Annotated in this window: 16 protein-coding genes; 12 read left to right on the forward strand and 4 right to left on the reverse strand. The window is 70.9% G+C overall.

The window, feature by feature from the left end; translation table 11 throughout:
- Window positions 1-15: 15 nt before the first annotated feature.
- From NP095_RS01940 to ccsB, 5 genes are read left to right on the forward strand one after another with little or no spacing between them, the layout of a single operon-like run.
- Complete coding sequence (locus NP095_RS01940; RefSeq protein WP_232417709.1) at window positions 16-666, forward strand: histidine phosphatase family protein; 651 nt, start codon at window positions 16-18, stop codon at window positions 664-666.
- Window positions 663-1,238, forward strand: coding sequence for a TlpA family protein disulfide reductase (locus NP095_RS01945; protein WP_232417708.1), 576 nt, complete (start codon window positions 663-665; stop codon window positions 1,236-1,238). The genes NP095_RS01940 and NP095_RS01945 overlap by 4 nt, the downstream gene beginning before the upstream one ends.
- A complete protein-coding gene (locus NP095_RS01950) occupies window positions 1,235-1,996 on the forward strand; it encodes a cytochrome c biogenesis CcdA family protein (protein ID WP_232417707.1) in 762 nt (253 codons plus the stop codon). The genes NP095_RS01945 and NP095_RS01950 overlap by 4 nt, the downstream gene beginning before the upstream one ends.
- The gene (resB, locus tag NP095_RS01955) at window positions 1,993-3,570 is read left to right on the forward strand and encodes a cytochrome c biogenesis protein ResB (RefSeq protein WP_232417706.1); all 1,578 of its coding nucleotides are present in this window, start codon (window positions 1,993-1,995) and stop codon (window positions 3,568-3,570) included. Before NP095_RS01950 ends, resB begins: the two co-directional genes overlap by 4 nt.
- Window positions 3,567-4,508 (forward strand): c-type cytochrome biogenesis protein CcsB, encoded by a 942-nt coding sequence (ccsB, locus tag NP095_RS01960; RefSeq protein WP_232417705.1) that lies wholly within the window; start codon window positions 3,567-3,569, stop codon window positions 4,506-4,508. The genes resB and ccsB overlap by 4 nt, the downstream gene beginning before the upstream one ends.
- 49 nt (window positions 4,509-4,557) lie before the next feature.
- Here the strand turns inward: ccsB and NP095_RS01965 are convergent, their stop codons facing one another.
- Window positions 4,558-5,166 carry a hypothetical protein gene (locus tag NP095_RS01965; RefSeq protein WP_232417704.1) on the reverse strand — a complete coding sequence of 203 codons (609 nt, stop codon included), beginning with the start codon at window positions 5,164-5,166 and terminating at the stop codon, window positions 4,558-4,560.
- A 95-nt stretch (window positions 5,167-5,261) separates the two neighbouring features.
- On the opposite strand from NP095_RS01965, the gene NP095_RS01970 reads away from it, so the two are divergent.
- Window positions 5,262-6,164 carry an ABC transporter ATP-binding protein gene (locus tag NP095_RS01970; RefSeq protein WP_232417703.1) on the forward strand — a complete coding sequence of 301 codons (903 nt, stop codon included), beginning with the start codon at window positions 5,262-5,264 and terminating at the stop codon, window positions 6,162-6,164.
- Window positions 6,161-7,219 carry an ABC transporter permease gene (locus tag NP095_RS01975; RefSeq protein WP_232417702.1) on the forward strand — a complete coding sequence of 353 codons (1,059 nt, stop codon included), beginning with the start codon at window positions 6,161-6,163 and terminating at the stop codon, window positions 7,217-7,219. The genes NP095_RS01970 and NP095_RS01975 overlap by 4 nt, the downstream gene beginning before the upstream one ends.
- A 4-nt stretch (window positions 7,220-7,223) precedes the next feature.
- On the opposite strand, the gene NP095_RS01980 is transcribed toward NP095_RS01975, so the two are convergent.
- On the reverse strand, window positions 7,224-7,487 hold the full coding sequence (locus NP095_RS01980) for a PLD nuclease N-terminal domain-containing protein (protein ID WP_232417701.1): 264 nt from the start codon (window positions 7,485-7,487) through the stop codon (window positions 7,224-7,226).
- A gap of 97 nt (window positions 7,488-7,584) precedes the next feature.
- Between NP095_RS01980 and NP095_RS01985 the strand changes: the two genes are divergently transcribed.
- Together NP095_RS01985 and cds1 are read left to right on the forward strand one after the other, a co-directional pair.
- On the forward strand, window positions 7,585-7,851 hold the full coding sequence (locus NP095_RS01985; protein WP_232417700.1) for a DUF4229 domain-containing protein: 267 nt from the start codon (window positions 7,585-7,587) through the stop codon (window positions 7,849-7,851).
- A complete protein-coding gene (gene cds1, locus NP095_RS01990) occupies window positions 7,832-8,920 on the forward strand; it encodes an L-cysteine desulfhydrase Cds1 (protein WP_232417699.1) in 1,089 nt (362 codons plus the stop codon). The genes NP095_RS01985 and cds1 overlap by 20 nt, the downstream gene beginning before the upstream one ends.
- Here the strand turns inward: cds1 and NP095_RS01995 are convergent.
- Complete coding sequence (locus tag NP095_RS01995) at window positions 8,901-9,791, reverse strand: 1,4-dihydroxy-2-naphthoate polyprenyltransferase (protein ID WP_232417698.1); 891 nt, start codon at window positions 9,789-9,791, stop codon at window positions 8,901-8,903. The genes cds1 and NP095_RS01995 overlap by 20 nt on opposite strands.
- 47 nt (window positions 9,792-9,838) lie before the next feature.
- Here NP095_RS01995 and NP095_RS02000 point away from each other — a divergent pair, with 47 nt between their 5' ends.
- A complete protein-coding gene (locus NP095_RS02000; protein WP_232417697.1) occupies window positions 9,839-10,834 on the forward strand; it encodes an AMP-binding protein in 996 nt (331 codons plus the stop codon).
- Window positions 10,835-10,854: 20 nt separating this feature from the next.
- Here NP095_RS02000 and NP095_RS02005 read toward each other — a convergent pair whose 3' ends face one another.
- Window positions 10,855-11,502 (reverse strand): SDR family oxidoreductase, encoded by a 648-nt coding sequence (locus tag NP095_RS02005; RefSeq protein WP_232417696.1) that lies wholly within the window; start codon window positions 11,500-11,502, stop codon window positions 10,855-10,857.
- A gap of 93 nt (window positions 11,503-11,595) precedes the next feature.
- Between NP095_RS02005 and NP095_RS02010 the strand changes: the two genes are divergently transcribed.
- Window positions 11,596-12,537 carry an o-succinylbenzoate synthase gene (locus NP095_RS02010; protein WP_256766106.1) on the forward strand — a complete coding sequence of 314 codons (942 nt, stop codon included), beginning with the start codon at window positions 11,596-11,598 and terminating at the stop codon, window positions 12,535-12,537.
- 10 nt (window positions 12,538-12,547) lie between these two features.
- Window positions 12,548-14,086 (forward strand): 2-succinyl-5-enolpyruvyl-6-hydroxy-3-cyclohexene-1-carboxylic-acid synthase, encoded by a 1,539-nt coding sequence (gene menD, locus NP095_RS02015; protein WP_232417694.1) that lies wholly within the window; start codon window positions 12,548-12,550, stop codon window positions 14,084-14,086.
- Window positions 14,087-14,118 lie beyond the last annotated feature (32 nt).

The raw sequence follows: 14,118 nt of genomic DNA on the forward strand, positions 1-14,118 counted from the left end.
ACGAAGGAACACCAGATGAGCACCCGCACGATCGTCCACCTGATGCGCCACGGCGAGGTCCACAACCCCTCGGGGGTCCTGTACGGACGGCTGGCGGGCTACAACCTGTCCGACCTCGGCAACGAGATGGCCGCCACGGTCGCGAAGTCGTTGAAGTCGAACGACATCACGCACCTGGTCGCCTCCCCGCTCGAGCGGGCCCAGCAGACCGCCCGCCCGGTCGCCGACATCCTCAAGCTGCCCATCCACACCGACGAGCGCGTCATCGAGGCGGGCAACAAGTTCGAGGGCCGCACCGTCGGCGTCGGCCCCAAGGCCTTCCTGAACCCGCGCTTCTGGCCGTGGCTGTGGAATCCGTTCCGCCCGTCCTGGGGCGAGGCGTACGCACACATCGCCGCCCGCATGCTGCTGGCGATCGACGACGCCCGCGAGGCGGCGCGCGGTCACGAGGCACTCATCGTGTCGCACCAGCTGCCGGTGTGGATCGCGCGAAAGTCCTACGAGAAGGGCCGCTTCGCGCACGATCCGCGCAACCGCCAGTGCAACCTGGCCAGCCTCACGACCCTGACCTTCGAGGACGACACGTTCACGGGCCTGGTCTACAGCGAGCCCGCCGGTCACCTCATCCCCGATGCCCTGCGAGGCAAGTTCGTCGGAGGGGCATGACTGCCGTGCGGTTCTCGCGACTCGCGGTGGTCGCTCTGCTGGCGCTCGTTCTCTCGGCCTGCATCGGCGGCGTCAAGGACACCGGTGACGACGGCTTCATCAGCGGCAGCGGCGAGATCACCTTCATCGACCCGGGCAAGCGCAAGCCGGCTCCCGTGCTGAGCGGCACGGACCTCGACGGGCAGTCGATCAGCACCGAGGACTTCGCCGGCAAGGTGCTGGTCGTGAACCTCTGGGGTTCCTGGTGCGCACCGTGCCGCAAGGAGGCCCCGGCCCTGCAGAAGGCCTCCACTGAGCTGGCCGACCAGAACGTCCAGTTCGTCGGGCTGCTGACGAAGGACGACCCGGCCTCGGCCAAGGCGTTCAACGCCAAGTTCGACATCACCTACCCGAGCATCGACGACTCCGCCGGCCGCAACCAGGCCGCCTTCGCCGACACTCTGCCCTCGGTGGCGATCCCGACGACGTGGATCGTCGACTCCAACGGCAAGGTCGCCGCCCGCGTGATGGGCGAGCTCACCGACGCGACGCTGCGGGGACTGGTCGAGCAGACCAAGAAGAGCACCCAGTGATCGGGACCGACGTCGGCGACTGGTTCCTGGACACCGCCGCCTCGGGCAACCTCGTCCTCACGGTGCCGGTCGCTCTGCTGGCCGGACTGGTCTCGTTCTTCAGCCCCTGCGTCGTGCCGCTGCTTCCGGGCTATCTGTCCTACGTCTCGGGCGTCGCCGTCACCGAGCTCGAGTCGGCGCGACGTCGCCGCATCGTGCTGGGCGCCGTGCTGTTCGTGCTGGGCTTCAGTGCCGTGTTCGTCGCCGGAGGGGCCCTCTTCGGGGCCGTCGGCCAGGAGCTGCTGCCGTACCAGCGTGAGATCTCCATCGGCGCGGGCGTCCTGCTCGTCGTGATGGGCGTCGCCTTCCTCGGGTTCGTGCCGCTGCTGCAGCGCGACGTGCGGGCGCACGGCGTCCGCCGGGTCGGCCTGCTCGCCGCACCCGTGCTGGGCGTCGTCTTCGGCGTCGGCTGGACGCCGTGCATCGGGCCCACGCTGGCGGCCGTCCTCGCACTCTCGGCGAACGAGGCCACCGCCGGACGCGGCGCCTTCCTGACCCTGGTCTACTGCCTCGGGCTCGGCCTGCCCTTCGTGCTCGCCGCCCTGTTCCTCAGTCGTTTCCTGCGCCTCACCGGCTGGGTCCGCCGCCACCAACGGGCGGTCTCCACCGCCGGCGGCGTGCTGTTGATCGTCACCGGCGTGCTGCTCGTGACGGGCTGGTGGCAGGACCTGGTCATCTCCCTGCAGCACTGGATCGGTGGATTCGAGGTCCCCCTGTGAGCCCCCGCGAACGGCGCGACGAGCGCGCCTCCGAATTGCGTCCCCTGGAGTTCCTGCGCTGGGCGTGGCGTCAGCTGACGTCGATGCGCACGGCCCTGCTGCTCCTGCTGCTGCTGGCCGTGGCTGCCGTGCCGGGGTCGTTCATCCCGCAGCGCGGCGTCGACGCCAGCGCGGTGACGCGGTACTACATCGAGCATCCCGACCTGGCGCCCGTGCTGGAGAAGCTGGGCATGTTCAGCGTCTTCTCGTCGGTGTGGTTCAGCGCCATCTACCTGCTGCTGATGGTCTCGCTGATCGGCTGCATCCTGCCGCGCACCAAGGTCTACGCGAAGGCGCTGCGGACGCGACCGCCCCGCGCGCCGCGCAACTTCTCGCGGCTGCCGGCGTCGGCGGAGTTCGAGACCGACGCCTCCGTCTCCGACGTCCTCGCCGCGGGCCGCAAGGCCCTGGGCCGAGCCCGCGTCGACGTGGTCGAGGACGGTGACTCCGGCGAGCTGCGGGCCGAGAAGGGCTACCTGCGCGAGCTGGGCAACCTGGTCTTCCACATCTGCATCCTCATCGCGCTCGTCGGCGTGGCCATCGGCTCGCTGTGGGGCTACCGCGGCAACGTCGTGATCACCGAGGGCGAGGGCTTCAGCAACACCCTGTCGCAGTACGACGAGTTCTCCTCCGGATCGCTCTTCAACGCCGACACGGACCTCGAGCCCTGGTCGCTCGAGCTCGATGACGTGCTGACCCGCTTCTACGTCGAGGGAAACAACCGCGGCGCCCCGAGACTCTTCCGGGTAACCGGCACCTACTCCGAGGGCGGCAAGGACCGCGGCGACTACTCGATCGAGGTCAACCACCCGCTGTCCATCGGCGGTGAGGACGTCTTCCTGGTCGGCCAGGGCTACGCCCCGGTCCTGCGGATCACCGACTCCTCGGGCAAGGTCGCGTTCGACGGACCCGTGCCCTTCCTGCCCTCCGACGCGACCTACACGTCCACCGGTGTGGTGAAGGTGCCGGACGCCGACGGCGACCAGCTCGGATTCCAGGGCTTCTTCCTGCCCACGGCGTTCTCGGCCGATCCCGACGAGCCGTCCGTCTCGGTGTTCCCCGGCGCCCTCAACCCGCGAATCGGCATGAACCTGTGGACCGGCGACCTCGGCCTGGACGACGGCACCGCGCAGTCCGTCTACTCGCTCGACACGTCCAAGATGACGCAGGTCAAGGACGGCGACGGCAACTTCCGCATCGACCTCGGCCCCGGCGAGAGCCAGAAGCTGCCCGGCGGCGGCTCGATCGAGTTCGTCGAGCTGCGCCAGTTCGCCCGCCTGCAGATCGGGCACACGCCGGTCGTGTGGCTGCCGCTGTTCGGCGTCGGCCTGGGAATCGTGGGCCTGAGCGGCTCGCTGCTCGTACGGCCGCGGCGCACCTGGATCCGCGCCCGCCGCGACGGGTCACGTACCGTGGTGGAGGTGGCAGCGCTCGATCGGGTGCCGCGCGACGACCTGCCGGCCGATCTCGACGAGTTTCTCGCGCGGTTCCGCGCGGGCCTGGATGACAGCACGGAGAGCAGGGAACGCACATGACGACGGACCAGCTGGCGCAGATCTCGAACTACCTGACCGGTGGTGGCTTCGTGGTCGTGTGCATCGCGTTCTTCTGTCACGTGGCCGAGTGGATCAGCGCCCGTCGCCAGACGCCCGCCGCGGCTGAGGTCGGCGCCGGCGCCGGTGGCGCCGTGGCCGTCGCGCCGCAGGAGGTGCCGCCCCCGGCCGACCGCTTCGTCGGCATCGCGGTCTCGCTCACCGGCCTGGCCGCACTGCTGCTGATCGGCAGCTCGGTCACCCGCGGCCTGGCCACCCAGCGCGCGCCCTTCGGCAACATGTACGAGTTCGGCGTCACCGGCACCGCGATCGCGCTGAGCGTCTACATGATCCTGGTGTGGCGCGCGAAGATCCAGTGGCTCGGCGGTGTCGTGCTGGCGGTGTGCCTGTTCATCCTGGCGATGTCGATCTCGACCTACACGCCCGCCGGCCCGCTGGTGCCCGCGCTGAACACGTTCTGGAAGTACATCCACGTCGGCTCGATCATGGTCGCCGCGGCGATGTTCATGGTCGGCGGCGCGGCCAGCGTCCTCTACCTGATCAAGCAGCGCGCGGAGGATCGCGGAAGCGTGGGCCCCGTGCTCAGCCGGTTCCCGGCCGCGGCCCGCATCGACCAGTTCGCCTTCCGCTTCAACGCCGTCGGCTTCCCGCTGTGGACGTTCGGTGCCCTCATCACCGGTCCGATCTGGGCCCACCTGGCCTGGGGACGCTACTGGGGCTGGGACCCCAAGGAGGTCTGGGCGCTCATCACCTGGATCGTCTATGCGGGCTACCTGCACGCGCGGGTCACTGCCGGATGGAAGGGCAAGCGCGCGGCGTACCTGGCGCTCGTCGGCTTCGCCACGTTCATCTTCAGCTACTACGTGGTGAACCTCATGGCGTCGGAGTTCGGCGTCTTCAGTCAGCACACGTACGCGTAGGAGAGACGGGGGCGGCGTCGCTGGTGTGAGCCGCCCGCATCCTGAGGTCTCAGTAGGAGACCCACTGCGTGGTCAAGGGTGCTGTGGTGCAATGGGCCACCGTGAACAAGCACGAGAACGATGTGGACTGCACCCGCTTGAGTGTCGTGTAGTTCTTGCCTTGCCGCTTGACGTAGATCTCGTGGCTCGGCACCGCACGGACGCTCCCCGCATAGATCGACACGCGCTTCTTCTCGACGCGGAGGACGAACTTCGACGCGATCGGCTTGATGGTGGAGTCGCAGAACGGGTTCTTCGCCTTGAGCGCGATCTCGACGAGCGCGCCCTTCGAGTCACGTACAAGTTCGAGGGGAAGACCAACCGTGACCTTCGCAGTCTTCTTCGACCAATCGAACAGGACGACCATGTCGAGTCGGGCCCCCGGGTTGGTGGCCGACCACGACCGGTTGTCGCCGGAGAAGCGGTAGGGCGTCTTGCCCTTCGGGGTACATGGTCCGTTCTGGACGAGGTTGGTGGCCGGCGTGTACTTCGGGCTGATGAAGGCTCGGTAGCGCAGGGACAGGTCGTTCTTGTCAGCTGCGTGGCTGGGCGCCTGGCAGGACAGGGTGACGATGATGGTGGTCAGGACGACCGCGATGGCGCGAGTCTGGAATTTCAAGGGATTCCCCGATCGACTGTGTGGAGTCGGATCACTGCATGCGGAGGTTCGGCCCGACAGGACCTGGGGCCGCTCTGGTCGTCTAGGGTCGCCCCATGGCTGCACGCATCGAGGTCGCCGGCCTCACCAAGACCTACGGAGACCTGGCGGCCGTCGACGACCTGACGTTCACCGTCGAGACCGGTGAGTTCTTCGGACTCCTGGGCCCGAACGGCGCCGGGAAGACGACCGCGCTGGAGATGATCGAAGGGCTGCGCAAGCCCGACGCCGGCACCGTCGCCATCGATGGCCACGACCCGTGGAAGCGGGACCCGGCCCTCCAGCGGCGCCTGGGTGTGCAGCTGCAGTCGTCGGCGTTCTTCGAGCGGCTCTCGGCGCGCGAGCAGCTGTCGACGTTCGCCGCCCTGTACGGGGCGCCCGCGGAGCGGGTCGACCAGCTGCTGGTCGAGGTCGGGCTGGAGGACAAGGCCGAGTCGCCCGTCGAGAAGCTCTCCGGCGGCCAGGCCCAGCGGCTGTCCATCGCGTGCGCGCTGGTGCACGACCCCGAGATCGTCTTCCTCGACGAGCCCACCGCGGCACTGGACCCGCAGGCCCGACGAAACCTCTGGGACTTCCTGGAGGGCCTCAACGAGTCCGGGAGGACCGTCATCCTGACGACGCACTACATGGAGGAGGCCGAGTTCCTCTGCGACCGCGTCGCCATCATCGACCACGGCCGTCTGCTCAAGCTCGACTCGCCGGCCGCGCTGGTCCGCGATCTCGACGCCCCGACCCGCATCAGTCTGGCGCCCGGCGCGATCGAGGAGCGCGAGGCCGCGGCCATCGCCGGCGTCGACCAGGTAAGGGTCCACCCCGACCGCACCGAGATCTCGACCCGCCGGCCCGCCGAGGTGCTGGCCGAGCTGGCCCGGCGTGACGCCCTGGCGGGGCTCACCGCCTCGGGGGCGACCCTCGAGGACGTCTTCCTGGACCTGACCGGACGGGAGTACCGCTCGTGAGGGCCTTCCTGTCGCTGTCGCGCGCGATGTTCCTGGGATTCATCCGCGACCGCATGACGCTGTTCTGGGCCGTGCTGTTCCCGCTGATGTTCCTGGTGCTCTTCGGCGGCCTGCTGACCGATCAGGGCGACTCCCAGCTGGCGGTCGGGCAGGTGGGCGACGTCGCCGCGTTGGACCGGATGCCCGCGGAGGCGCGAAAGACCCTGGAGCGCAGCCTCGACATCCAGAAGGTCGACGACGAGAAGGCGGCGCTGCAGGAGGTCCGTGACGGCGACCTCGCCGCACTGGTCAGCGAGGACGGCGACCGGCTGGTCGTGCGCTACTCGCAGGCCGACCAGGTCGCGGCCGCGCGGGTCCAGGCCACCTTCCAGGGCATCGTCGACTCGGCCAACCTGGCCCGCAGCGGCGCCCGTCCGGGCTACTCGCTCGAGACCCAGCAGGTGGAGGACGAGTCGCTCGAGGCGATCCAGTACGTCACGCCGAGCCTGCTCGGCTGGGCCATCGCGATGAGCGCGACCTTCGGCGCCGCCACCAACCTGGTGAACTGGCGTCGCACCGGGCTGCTGCGCCGGTTGCGGCTGGCGCCGGTGCGCACGTCGTCCGTCGTCCTGGCGCGCGTCGGGGTCAGCCTGGTCGTGGCCCTGGGCCAGACGGCGATCTTCATCTCGCTGGCGGTCTTCGCCTTCGGGCTGAAGTTGGACGGCGCCTGGCCGCTGGTCATCCCGCTGGTGCTGGCGGGCACGCTCGCGTTCCTGGCTATCGGCCTGCTCGCCGGAGCCATCAGCAAGACCGAGGAGGGCGCGGTCGGGCTGGCGAACTTCATCGTGCTGCCGATGGCGTTCCTGTCCGGATCCTTCTTCACCCTCGACGGCGCACCGGAGTGGCTGCAGGCGATCAGCCGGCTGCTCCCGCTGCGTCACCTGAACGACGGGATGCTCGACGTGATGGTGCGCGGACACGGCGTCGAGGCCGTCTGGCAGCCGCTGCTGATCCTGCTGGGCTTCGCCGCCGTCTTCTCGCTGATCGCCTCGCGGCTCTTCCGCTGGGAGACCTGAGGGGTCAGAGCCCGCGCAGGTAGTCCGGGTCGTCGTCGGGTCCGAGCGGACGCGGCGGCCCGGGACGGCGCGGTCCGCCGGTCGAGCGGCCCTTGGCGACGCCAAAGATGATCCACAGCAGCGCGCCGGCGTAGGGCGCCAGCACGATCAACAGCGCCCAGCCCCACTTCGGCATGTGCTGGACGCGGTCACGGGGCGTGGCCACCAGGTCGTAGAGGCAGTAGACCGTCAGGACCACCGCCGCGAGTACCAGGAAGACCTTGCCCATGGGGTGAGCGTACCGACCCCGATCCAGCCGCGCGGGCCGACGGCGGAGGTCCTCACCGGCGCCGGGGGACTCGGGGCCAGCCACTAGAATTCGGGTCATGAAGGCCTTCTGGACGTACACGCTGGCTCGACTCGGGGTCTTCCTCGCCACCTGGGCGGTCCTGTGGGGACTGTCGCGACTGGTGTTCGAGGGCGGCACGGTGCTGGACCTGTGGGTCCTGCTGCTCGCGCTGATCGTGTCGTCGATCATCTCGATCCTCGCGTTGCGGGGCATGCGCGACCGCGTCGCAATCAAGCTGCAGGAGCGGGCTCGGTCCCTGAACGACCGGATCGAGGAGTCCCGTCGTGCCGAAGACGTCGACTGACGAACGCGCCTGGCTCGACGAGGCGGTGCGCCGCGTCGAGGCCGACGCCAACCGCAGCGCCGACACCCATCTGCACGCGCTCGACCTGCCGTTCCCCGGGGTGCAGATCTACCTCAAGGACGAGTCCGTCCACCCGACGGGCAGCCTGAAGCACCGGCTCGCGCGGTCGCTGTTCCTCTACGCGCTGTGCAACGGCTGGATCCACCAGGGGTCCACGATCGTCGAGGCCTCCAGCGGCTCGACCGCGGTCTCCGAGGCCTACTTCGCGCGGCTGCTGGGCCTGCCCTTCGTGGCGGTCATGCCCCGGAGCACGAGCGCCGAGAAGATCGCCCTGATCCAGTGGTACGGCGGTCGCTGTCACTTCGTCGACGGCCCGAGCGAGATGTACGCCGAGGCGCAGCGTCTGGCCGACGAGTGCGGCGGGCACTACATGGACCAGTTCACGTACGCCGAGCGCGCCACCGACTGGCGCGGCAACAACAACATCGCGGAGTCAATCTTCGCCCAGATGGCCGCCGAGCCGCACCCGATCCCGTCGTGGATCGTCGTCAGCGCGGGCACCGGCGGCACGTCCGCCACGATCGGCCGGTTCGTGCGGTACCGCCGCTTCGCCACGCGGCTGCTGGTCGCCGACCCCGAGAACTCCGCCTTCTTCGACGGCTGGGACCAGGACCGCTCGGACGTCACCACCGACGTGGGCCCGCGCATCGAGGGCATCGGTCGGCCGCGCGTCGAGCCGTCGTTCGTCGGCGGCGTCGTCGACGACATGGTCCGCGTCCCCGACGCGGCGTCGATCGCCGCGATGCGCTGGACCTCCGACCTGATCGGACGGCCGGTCGGCGGGTCGACGGGCACCAACATGTGGGCCGCCCTGGGCCTGGCCGCGCGGATGGTCGAGGAGGGTCGCGAGGGGTCGATCGTCACGCTGCTGTGCGACGGCGGCGACCGCTACACGCACACCTACTTCGACGACCGCTGGGTGGCCGAGCACGGGCTCGACCCCACGCCCCACCTGCAGCAGCTGGCCGAGCTGACCCGGACGGGAACCTTCACCACCACGGGCCGATGACCAGCGCCACCGTCAGTCCGATCGCGTAGAGCAGCTCGGCGATGCCGGTGTCCTTCAGGACGGGGATGAGCGCCGGTCCGCTGCCGCCGCCGCGCACCACGGCGGTCGCGCGCAGGGCCGGGGGCAGCCCGACGAGGGCCAGCAGCGCCCACGGCGTCTCGGTCACGACCCATGCGACCACCACGACGAACGCCAGGAGCATCAGGGCGACGTAGAACAGCCGGGTGCGGGCGTCGCCCATGACGACCGCGAGGGTGCGCTTGCCGGTCTCGGTGTCGGTGGGGATGTCGCGCAGGTTGTTGGCGACGAGGATCGCGCAGGCCAGGGCGCCGACGCCCAGGGCTCCCGCGACGCTGACGGCGTTGACCGAGCCGAGCTGGACGTAGGTCGTGCCCAGCACGGCGACGATGCCGAAGAACAGGAACACGCTGACCTCGCCGAGGGCGCGGTAGCCGTAGGGGTTCTTGCCGCCGGTGTAGCCCCAGGCCGCGAGGATCGCCAGGACGCCGACCGCGATGAGCCACCAACCGGACGTCGCCGCGAGGACCAGCCCGAGCGCGCCGCCGAGCGCGAGGAATCCGAGGGCGGCGGCCTTGACCTTGGCCGGGGCCACGAGCCCCGACCCGACCAGGCGCAGCGGGCCGACGCGGTTCTCGTCGGTGCCCTTGATGCCGTCGGAGTAGTCGTTGGCGTAGTTGACGCCGATCTGCAGGGCCAGCGAGACGCCCAGCGCGAGCAGGGCCTTCCACCAGATCGCACCGTCGTCGAAGGCGGCGGCGCCCGTGCCGACGGCGACGGGGGCGACGGCGGCGGGCAGGGTGCGCAGCCGGGCACCCTCGATCCACAGGTTCAGTCCGGTCGGGGTACTCACCCCGTGAGTCTAGGAGGGCCCGGCGGGCACGGATCTACAGTGGTCGGGTGCCCGCCTCCCTCGCTCCCGTCACCGGTTCGGCGCGCGAGGTCGCGCGCCTGCTCCACCCGTGGGTCGAGTACGGGGGCGATCCGCTGGTCGTGAACACCTCCGGCAGCACGGGCGAGCCGAAGCCCATCCGGCTGTCGCACGCCGCCGTCCTGGCCTCCGCGCACGCCGCACTGGATCGCCTCGGAGGGCCCGGCCAGTGGCTCTCGGCGCTGCCGCCGACCGGCGTCGGCGGACTGCAGGTGCTGGTGCGCTCGATCCTCGCGGGCACGGAGCCGGTGTACCTGGAGGACCACCTCGACATGGAGGCCGCCGTCGACGCCATGACGGGCGAGCGTCGCTACGCCTCCCTGGTGCCGACGCAACTGTTCCGGCTGGTCGAGTCGGGCCGCGCCGAGGCGCTGTCCTGCCTCGACGCGGTGCTGCTCGGTGGCGCGGCCGCCCCGCGCGCCGTGCTGGAGCTCGCCGCCGAGGCGGGCGTGCGCATCGTCCGGACCTACGGCATGACCGAGACCTGCGGCGGCTGCGTCTACGACGGGGTGCCCCTCGACGGGGTGCGGCTGCGGATCGAGGACGACGGCCGCGTCGCCATCGCCGGGCCGGTGCTCGCCGAGGGCGTGGGGGAGTGGCTCGTCACCAACGACCTCGGTCGCATCGACGAGAACGGGCGATTGAGCGTGCTCGGTCGTGCCGACCAGGTGGCCGTCAGCGGCGGGGTCAACGTGCCGCTCGCCGCCGTGGAGTCCGCGCTGCGCGACGAGCCCGCGGTGCTGGACGTCGTCGTGGTGGCCCAGCCCGACGAGGAGTGGGGCGAGCGCGTCGTGGCGTTCGTGGTCGGAGACCTCGACCGCGAGCGCGCCGCCGCCGCGCTGGAGCGCCTCGGCCACCCTCGCACCTGGACCCCGCGCGCCGTCCACCGGCTCGACGCGCTGCCGCTGCTGCCGAACGGCAAGCCGGATCGGCGGGCGCTGGCGGGGGGCGGCTTCCCCGGCTGACCGGAGAGACTGCCGCGTGCTCAGAGGTTCGCGAGCGCCTCGGCGATCGGGGTGTCGCCGCTGATGGCCTCGAACTGCTTGCCGATGGTGTGGTCGTCGACGAGCGCGGCCGCGATGAGGGCGGCGACGTCGGCGCGGGGGATCTCGGCGCGATCGGTGGTCTCGGCGACGGTGACGCGGCCGGTGCCGTCGTCGTCGGTCAGCGCGCCGGGCCGGATGATGGTCCAGTCCAGCGAGCTGGCGCGCAGGGCCGTGTCGGCGTCGCGCTTCGCGTGGACGTAGGCCTCCCAGACCTCGCCGGCGTCCTCGCCGGGATCGGAGTCCACGCCCATGGCCGAGACCTGGATGAACCGCTTGATGCCGAGGCGCTCGGCGGCCTCGATCGACTTCAGCGAGCCCTCCAGGTCGACCGACTTCTTGCGCTCGATCTTGCCGTCGGGGCCGCCGCCCGCGGCGAAGACGACGGCATCGCAGTCGGTGAACGCCGTCGCGAAGTCGTCGACCGTCGAGGCCTCGATGTCGAGCAGCCGGATGGCCGCTCCGGGCAGGTCCGCCTCATGGTCGGGATCGCGGACCAGGGCGACCGGCAGGTCGCCGCGTTCGGTGAGCAGGGGGATGAGCAGACGGGCCACGTGACCGTGGCCGCCGACGATGGCGATGTCAGACATGTGACCACCGTAGACACGGGGAACACGGTCCGCGCGTCGGCGAATCCGTGGGCGCGCTGGAACGTGGAGCCCGCACCGTGGATACTCTCGTGGGTGGAGTTCCGCACCTATTCGATCCGGATGCGTACGCGTTTCCGAGGTCTTGAGAACCGACAGGGGATGCTGGCCGAGGGGCCGGCAGGCTGGGCCGAGTTCAGTCCCTTCCCCGAGTACGACCACGTCGCGTCGCTGCCGTGGCTGCAGGCGGCCATGGAGGCCGCCACCAAACCGTGGCCCGAGCCGGTGCGCGCGAGCGTGCCGGTCAACGGCATCGTCCCGGCCGTCGGGGACGGCGCCGACGCGGCCCGCCGGGCCGTCGAGAGCGGCTGCAACACGATCAAGCTCAAGGTCGCCGAGAAGGGCGAGACCCTCGAGGACGACATCGAGCGGGTCGCCGCGATCCGCGACGCCCTGCCGCACGCGCTGATCCGCATCGACGCGAACGGCGGATGGAGCGTCAAGGACGCCGTCAAGGCGATCAAGAAGCTCGACTACATCGCCGGGGGACTCGAGTACGTCGAGCAGCCCTGCGCGACCGTCGAGGAGCTGGCGCAGGTGCGGCGCAAGGTCGCCGTGCCGATCGCGGCCGACGAGTCGATTCGCCGCGCCGCCGATCCGTTCCGGGTGCGCGACCTCGACGCCGCCGACGTCGCCGTGCTGAAGGTGCAGCCGCTGGGCGGGGTGCGCGCGTGCCTGCGCATCGCCGAGCAGATCGGGATGCCCGTCAGCGTCTCGAGCGCGGTCGAGACCTCGATCGGACTGGCCGCCAGCGTCGCGCTGGCCGCCGCGCTGCCCGAGCTGCCGTACGCGTGCGGCATCGGCACCGCCCACCTGCTCACGAGCGATGTCGTCACCCACCCGCTCAAGCCGGTGGACGGGCACCTGTACCCGACGCGTCCGGTGCTCGACGAGGAGGCGTTCGCTCTGGTCGCGGCCCCGCCCGAGACCGACGAGCGTTGGCAGGCACGACTGGCCCACGTCAGGGAGATGCTGTGAAGGAGCCGCTGTGAGTGATGACAGAGCCGTCGACGTCGCGCGGCGCCTGGTCGCCGCCCTGCTCGCGCAGGAGGTCACCGAGGCGGTGCTGTCACCGGGGTCGCGCTCAGGGCCCCTCGCCCTCGCCCTGCACGCCGCCGACGAGCAGGGCCTCATCCGGCTGCACGTCCGCGTCGACGAGCGCGAGGCCGGATACCTGGCGCTGGGTCTGGCCAAGGCGTCGGGACGGCTGACGCCGGTCATCACCACCTCCGGGACCGCGGTGGCCAACCTGCACCCCGCCCTGCTCGAGGCGCTGCACGCGGGAGTCCCGCTGCTGGCGGTCACCGCCGACCGGCCCGCGCGCCTGCGGGGAACCGGCGCCAACCAGACGACGGTCCAGCCCGGTATGTTCCCCGGGATCACCTTCACCGACCGCATCACCGCCCTGGCCGGAGCCGTGCGCGAGGGCGGGCCGGTCCACCTCAACGTCGAGCTCGACGAGCCGCTGGTCGAGTCGGTGTCGTGGCAGTTCCCGCAGAACTCGTGGTCGATGAGCACGCCCGTGTCGGGGCGGACGCAGGTCCTCGAGACCGGGCCGCGCACGGTGCTGATCGCCGGCGACGGCGCCGATCCGGCACTCGCCGCGGTGGCCAAGCAGGCCGGCTGGCCGATCCTGGCCGAGCCCTCGTCGGGCCTGCGCAGCGCTCCCACGGCGATCGCCTGCGGGCGGATCGTCCTGGGCGGGCGCCTGATCGAGCGGATCGAGCGGATCGTCAGCACGGGGCACCCCACGCTCTCGCGGCCCGTCACCAACCTGCTCACCCGGACGAACCTGCCCACCGTGCACGTCGGCGACCCCTCGACCTTCCCGGGCGTGCCCGGCGGCAACGTCACGTTCGCCGATCGGATCTCGGTACGCGGCGGCGGCGACGAGGCTTGGCTGCGCAGCTGGATCCAGGCCGGCGACCGCATCGAGAACGCCCTGCTGCACGCCGAGCAGTTCGTCGTGGCCAAGGCCGTCTGGTCGGCGGCCACGCCGGGACTGCTCGTGCTCGGGTCCTCCAACCCCATCCGCGACGTCGACCTGGTGGCGCCGGTGCGCGTCCCCGGGCCGCGCGTCCTGGCGAACCGAGGCCTGGCGGGCATCGACGGCACCGTCTCGACGGCCATCGGCGCGGCGTTGGCCAGCTACGGGCGGGCCATCGCCCTCATGGGCGACCTGACCTTCCTGCACGGCGCCAACGGCCTGCTGATGGGCCCGATCGAGCCGCGCCCCGACCTGACGATCGTCGTCCTCAACGACGACGGCGGCGGCATCTTCCACACCCTGGAGCAGGGGTCGCCCGAGTACTCGTCGGCCTTCGAGCGGGTCTTCGGCACCCCGACCCGCACCAAGATCGACGCCCTGTGCGCCGCGCACGGGATCAAGCACCGACTGGTCGAGGCGAAACAGCTGGAGGGCTACCTGAGCCGGACCCCCGTCGGCATCGAGGTGCTCGAGGTCCAGGTCACCCGCGCCGGCCGGCGTGCGCTGCAATCGGTTGTCTCGGGTCTCGCTGCCGTCTAGGTTTGTGGCCAGCGTCACACCGAGTTGCGCTG

It is taken from the genome of Aeromicrobium duanguangcaii (assembly GCF_024508295.1).
GTDB classification, from domain to species: Bacteria; Actinomycetota; Actinomycetes; order Propionibacteriales; family Nocardioidaceae; genus Aeromicrobium; species Aeromicrobium duanguangcaii.

Coding starts and splice junctions, on each gene's coding strand:
- NP095_RS01940 (WP_232417709.1), top strand. CDS start 16: ATGAGCACCCGCACGATCGTCCACCTGATGCGCCACGGCGAGGTCCAC.
- NP095_RS01945 (WP_232417708.1), top strand. CDS start 663: ATGACTGCCGTGCGGTTCTCGCGACTCGCGGTGGTCGCTCTGCTGGCG.
- ccsB (WP_232417705.1), top strand. CDS start 3,567: ATGACGACGGACCAGCTGGCGCAGATCTCGAACTACCTGACCGGTGGT.
- NP095_RS01970 (WP_232417703.1), top strand. CDS start 5,262: ATGGCTGCACGCATCGAGGTCGCCGGCCTCACCAAGACCTACGGAGAC.
- NP095_RS01980 (WP_232417701.1), bottom strand. CDS start 7,487: ATGGGCAAGGTCTTCCTGGTACTCGCGGCGGTGGTCCTGACGGTCTAC.
- NP095_RS01985 (WP_232417700.1), top strand. CDS start 7,585: ATGAAGGCCTTCTGGACGTACACGCTGGCTCGACTCGGGGTCTTCCTC.
- NP095_RS02005 (WP_232417696.1), bottom strand. CDS start 11,502: ATGTCTGACATCGCCATCGTCGGCGGCCACGGTCACGTGGCCCGTCTG.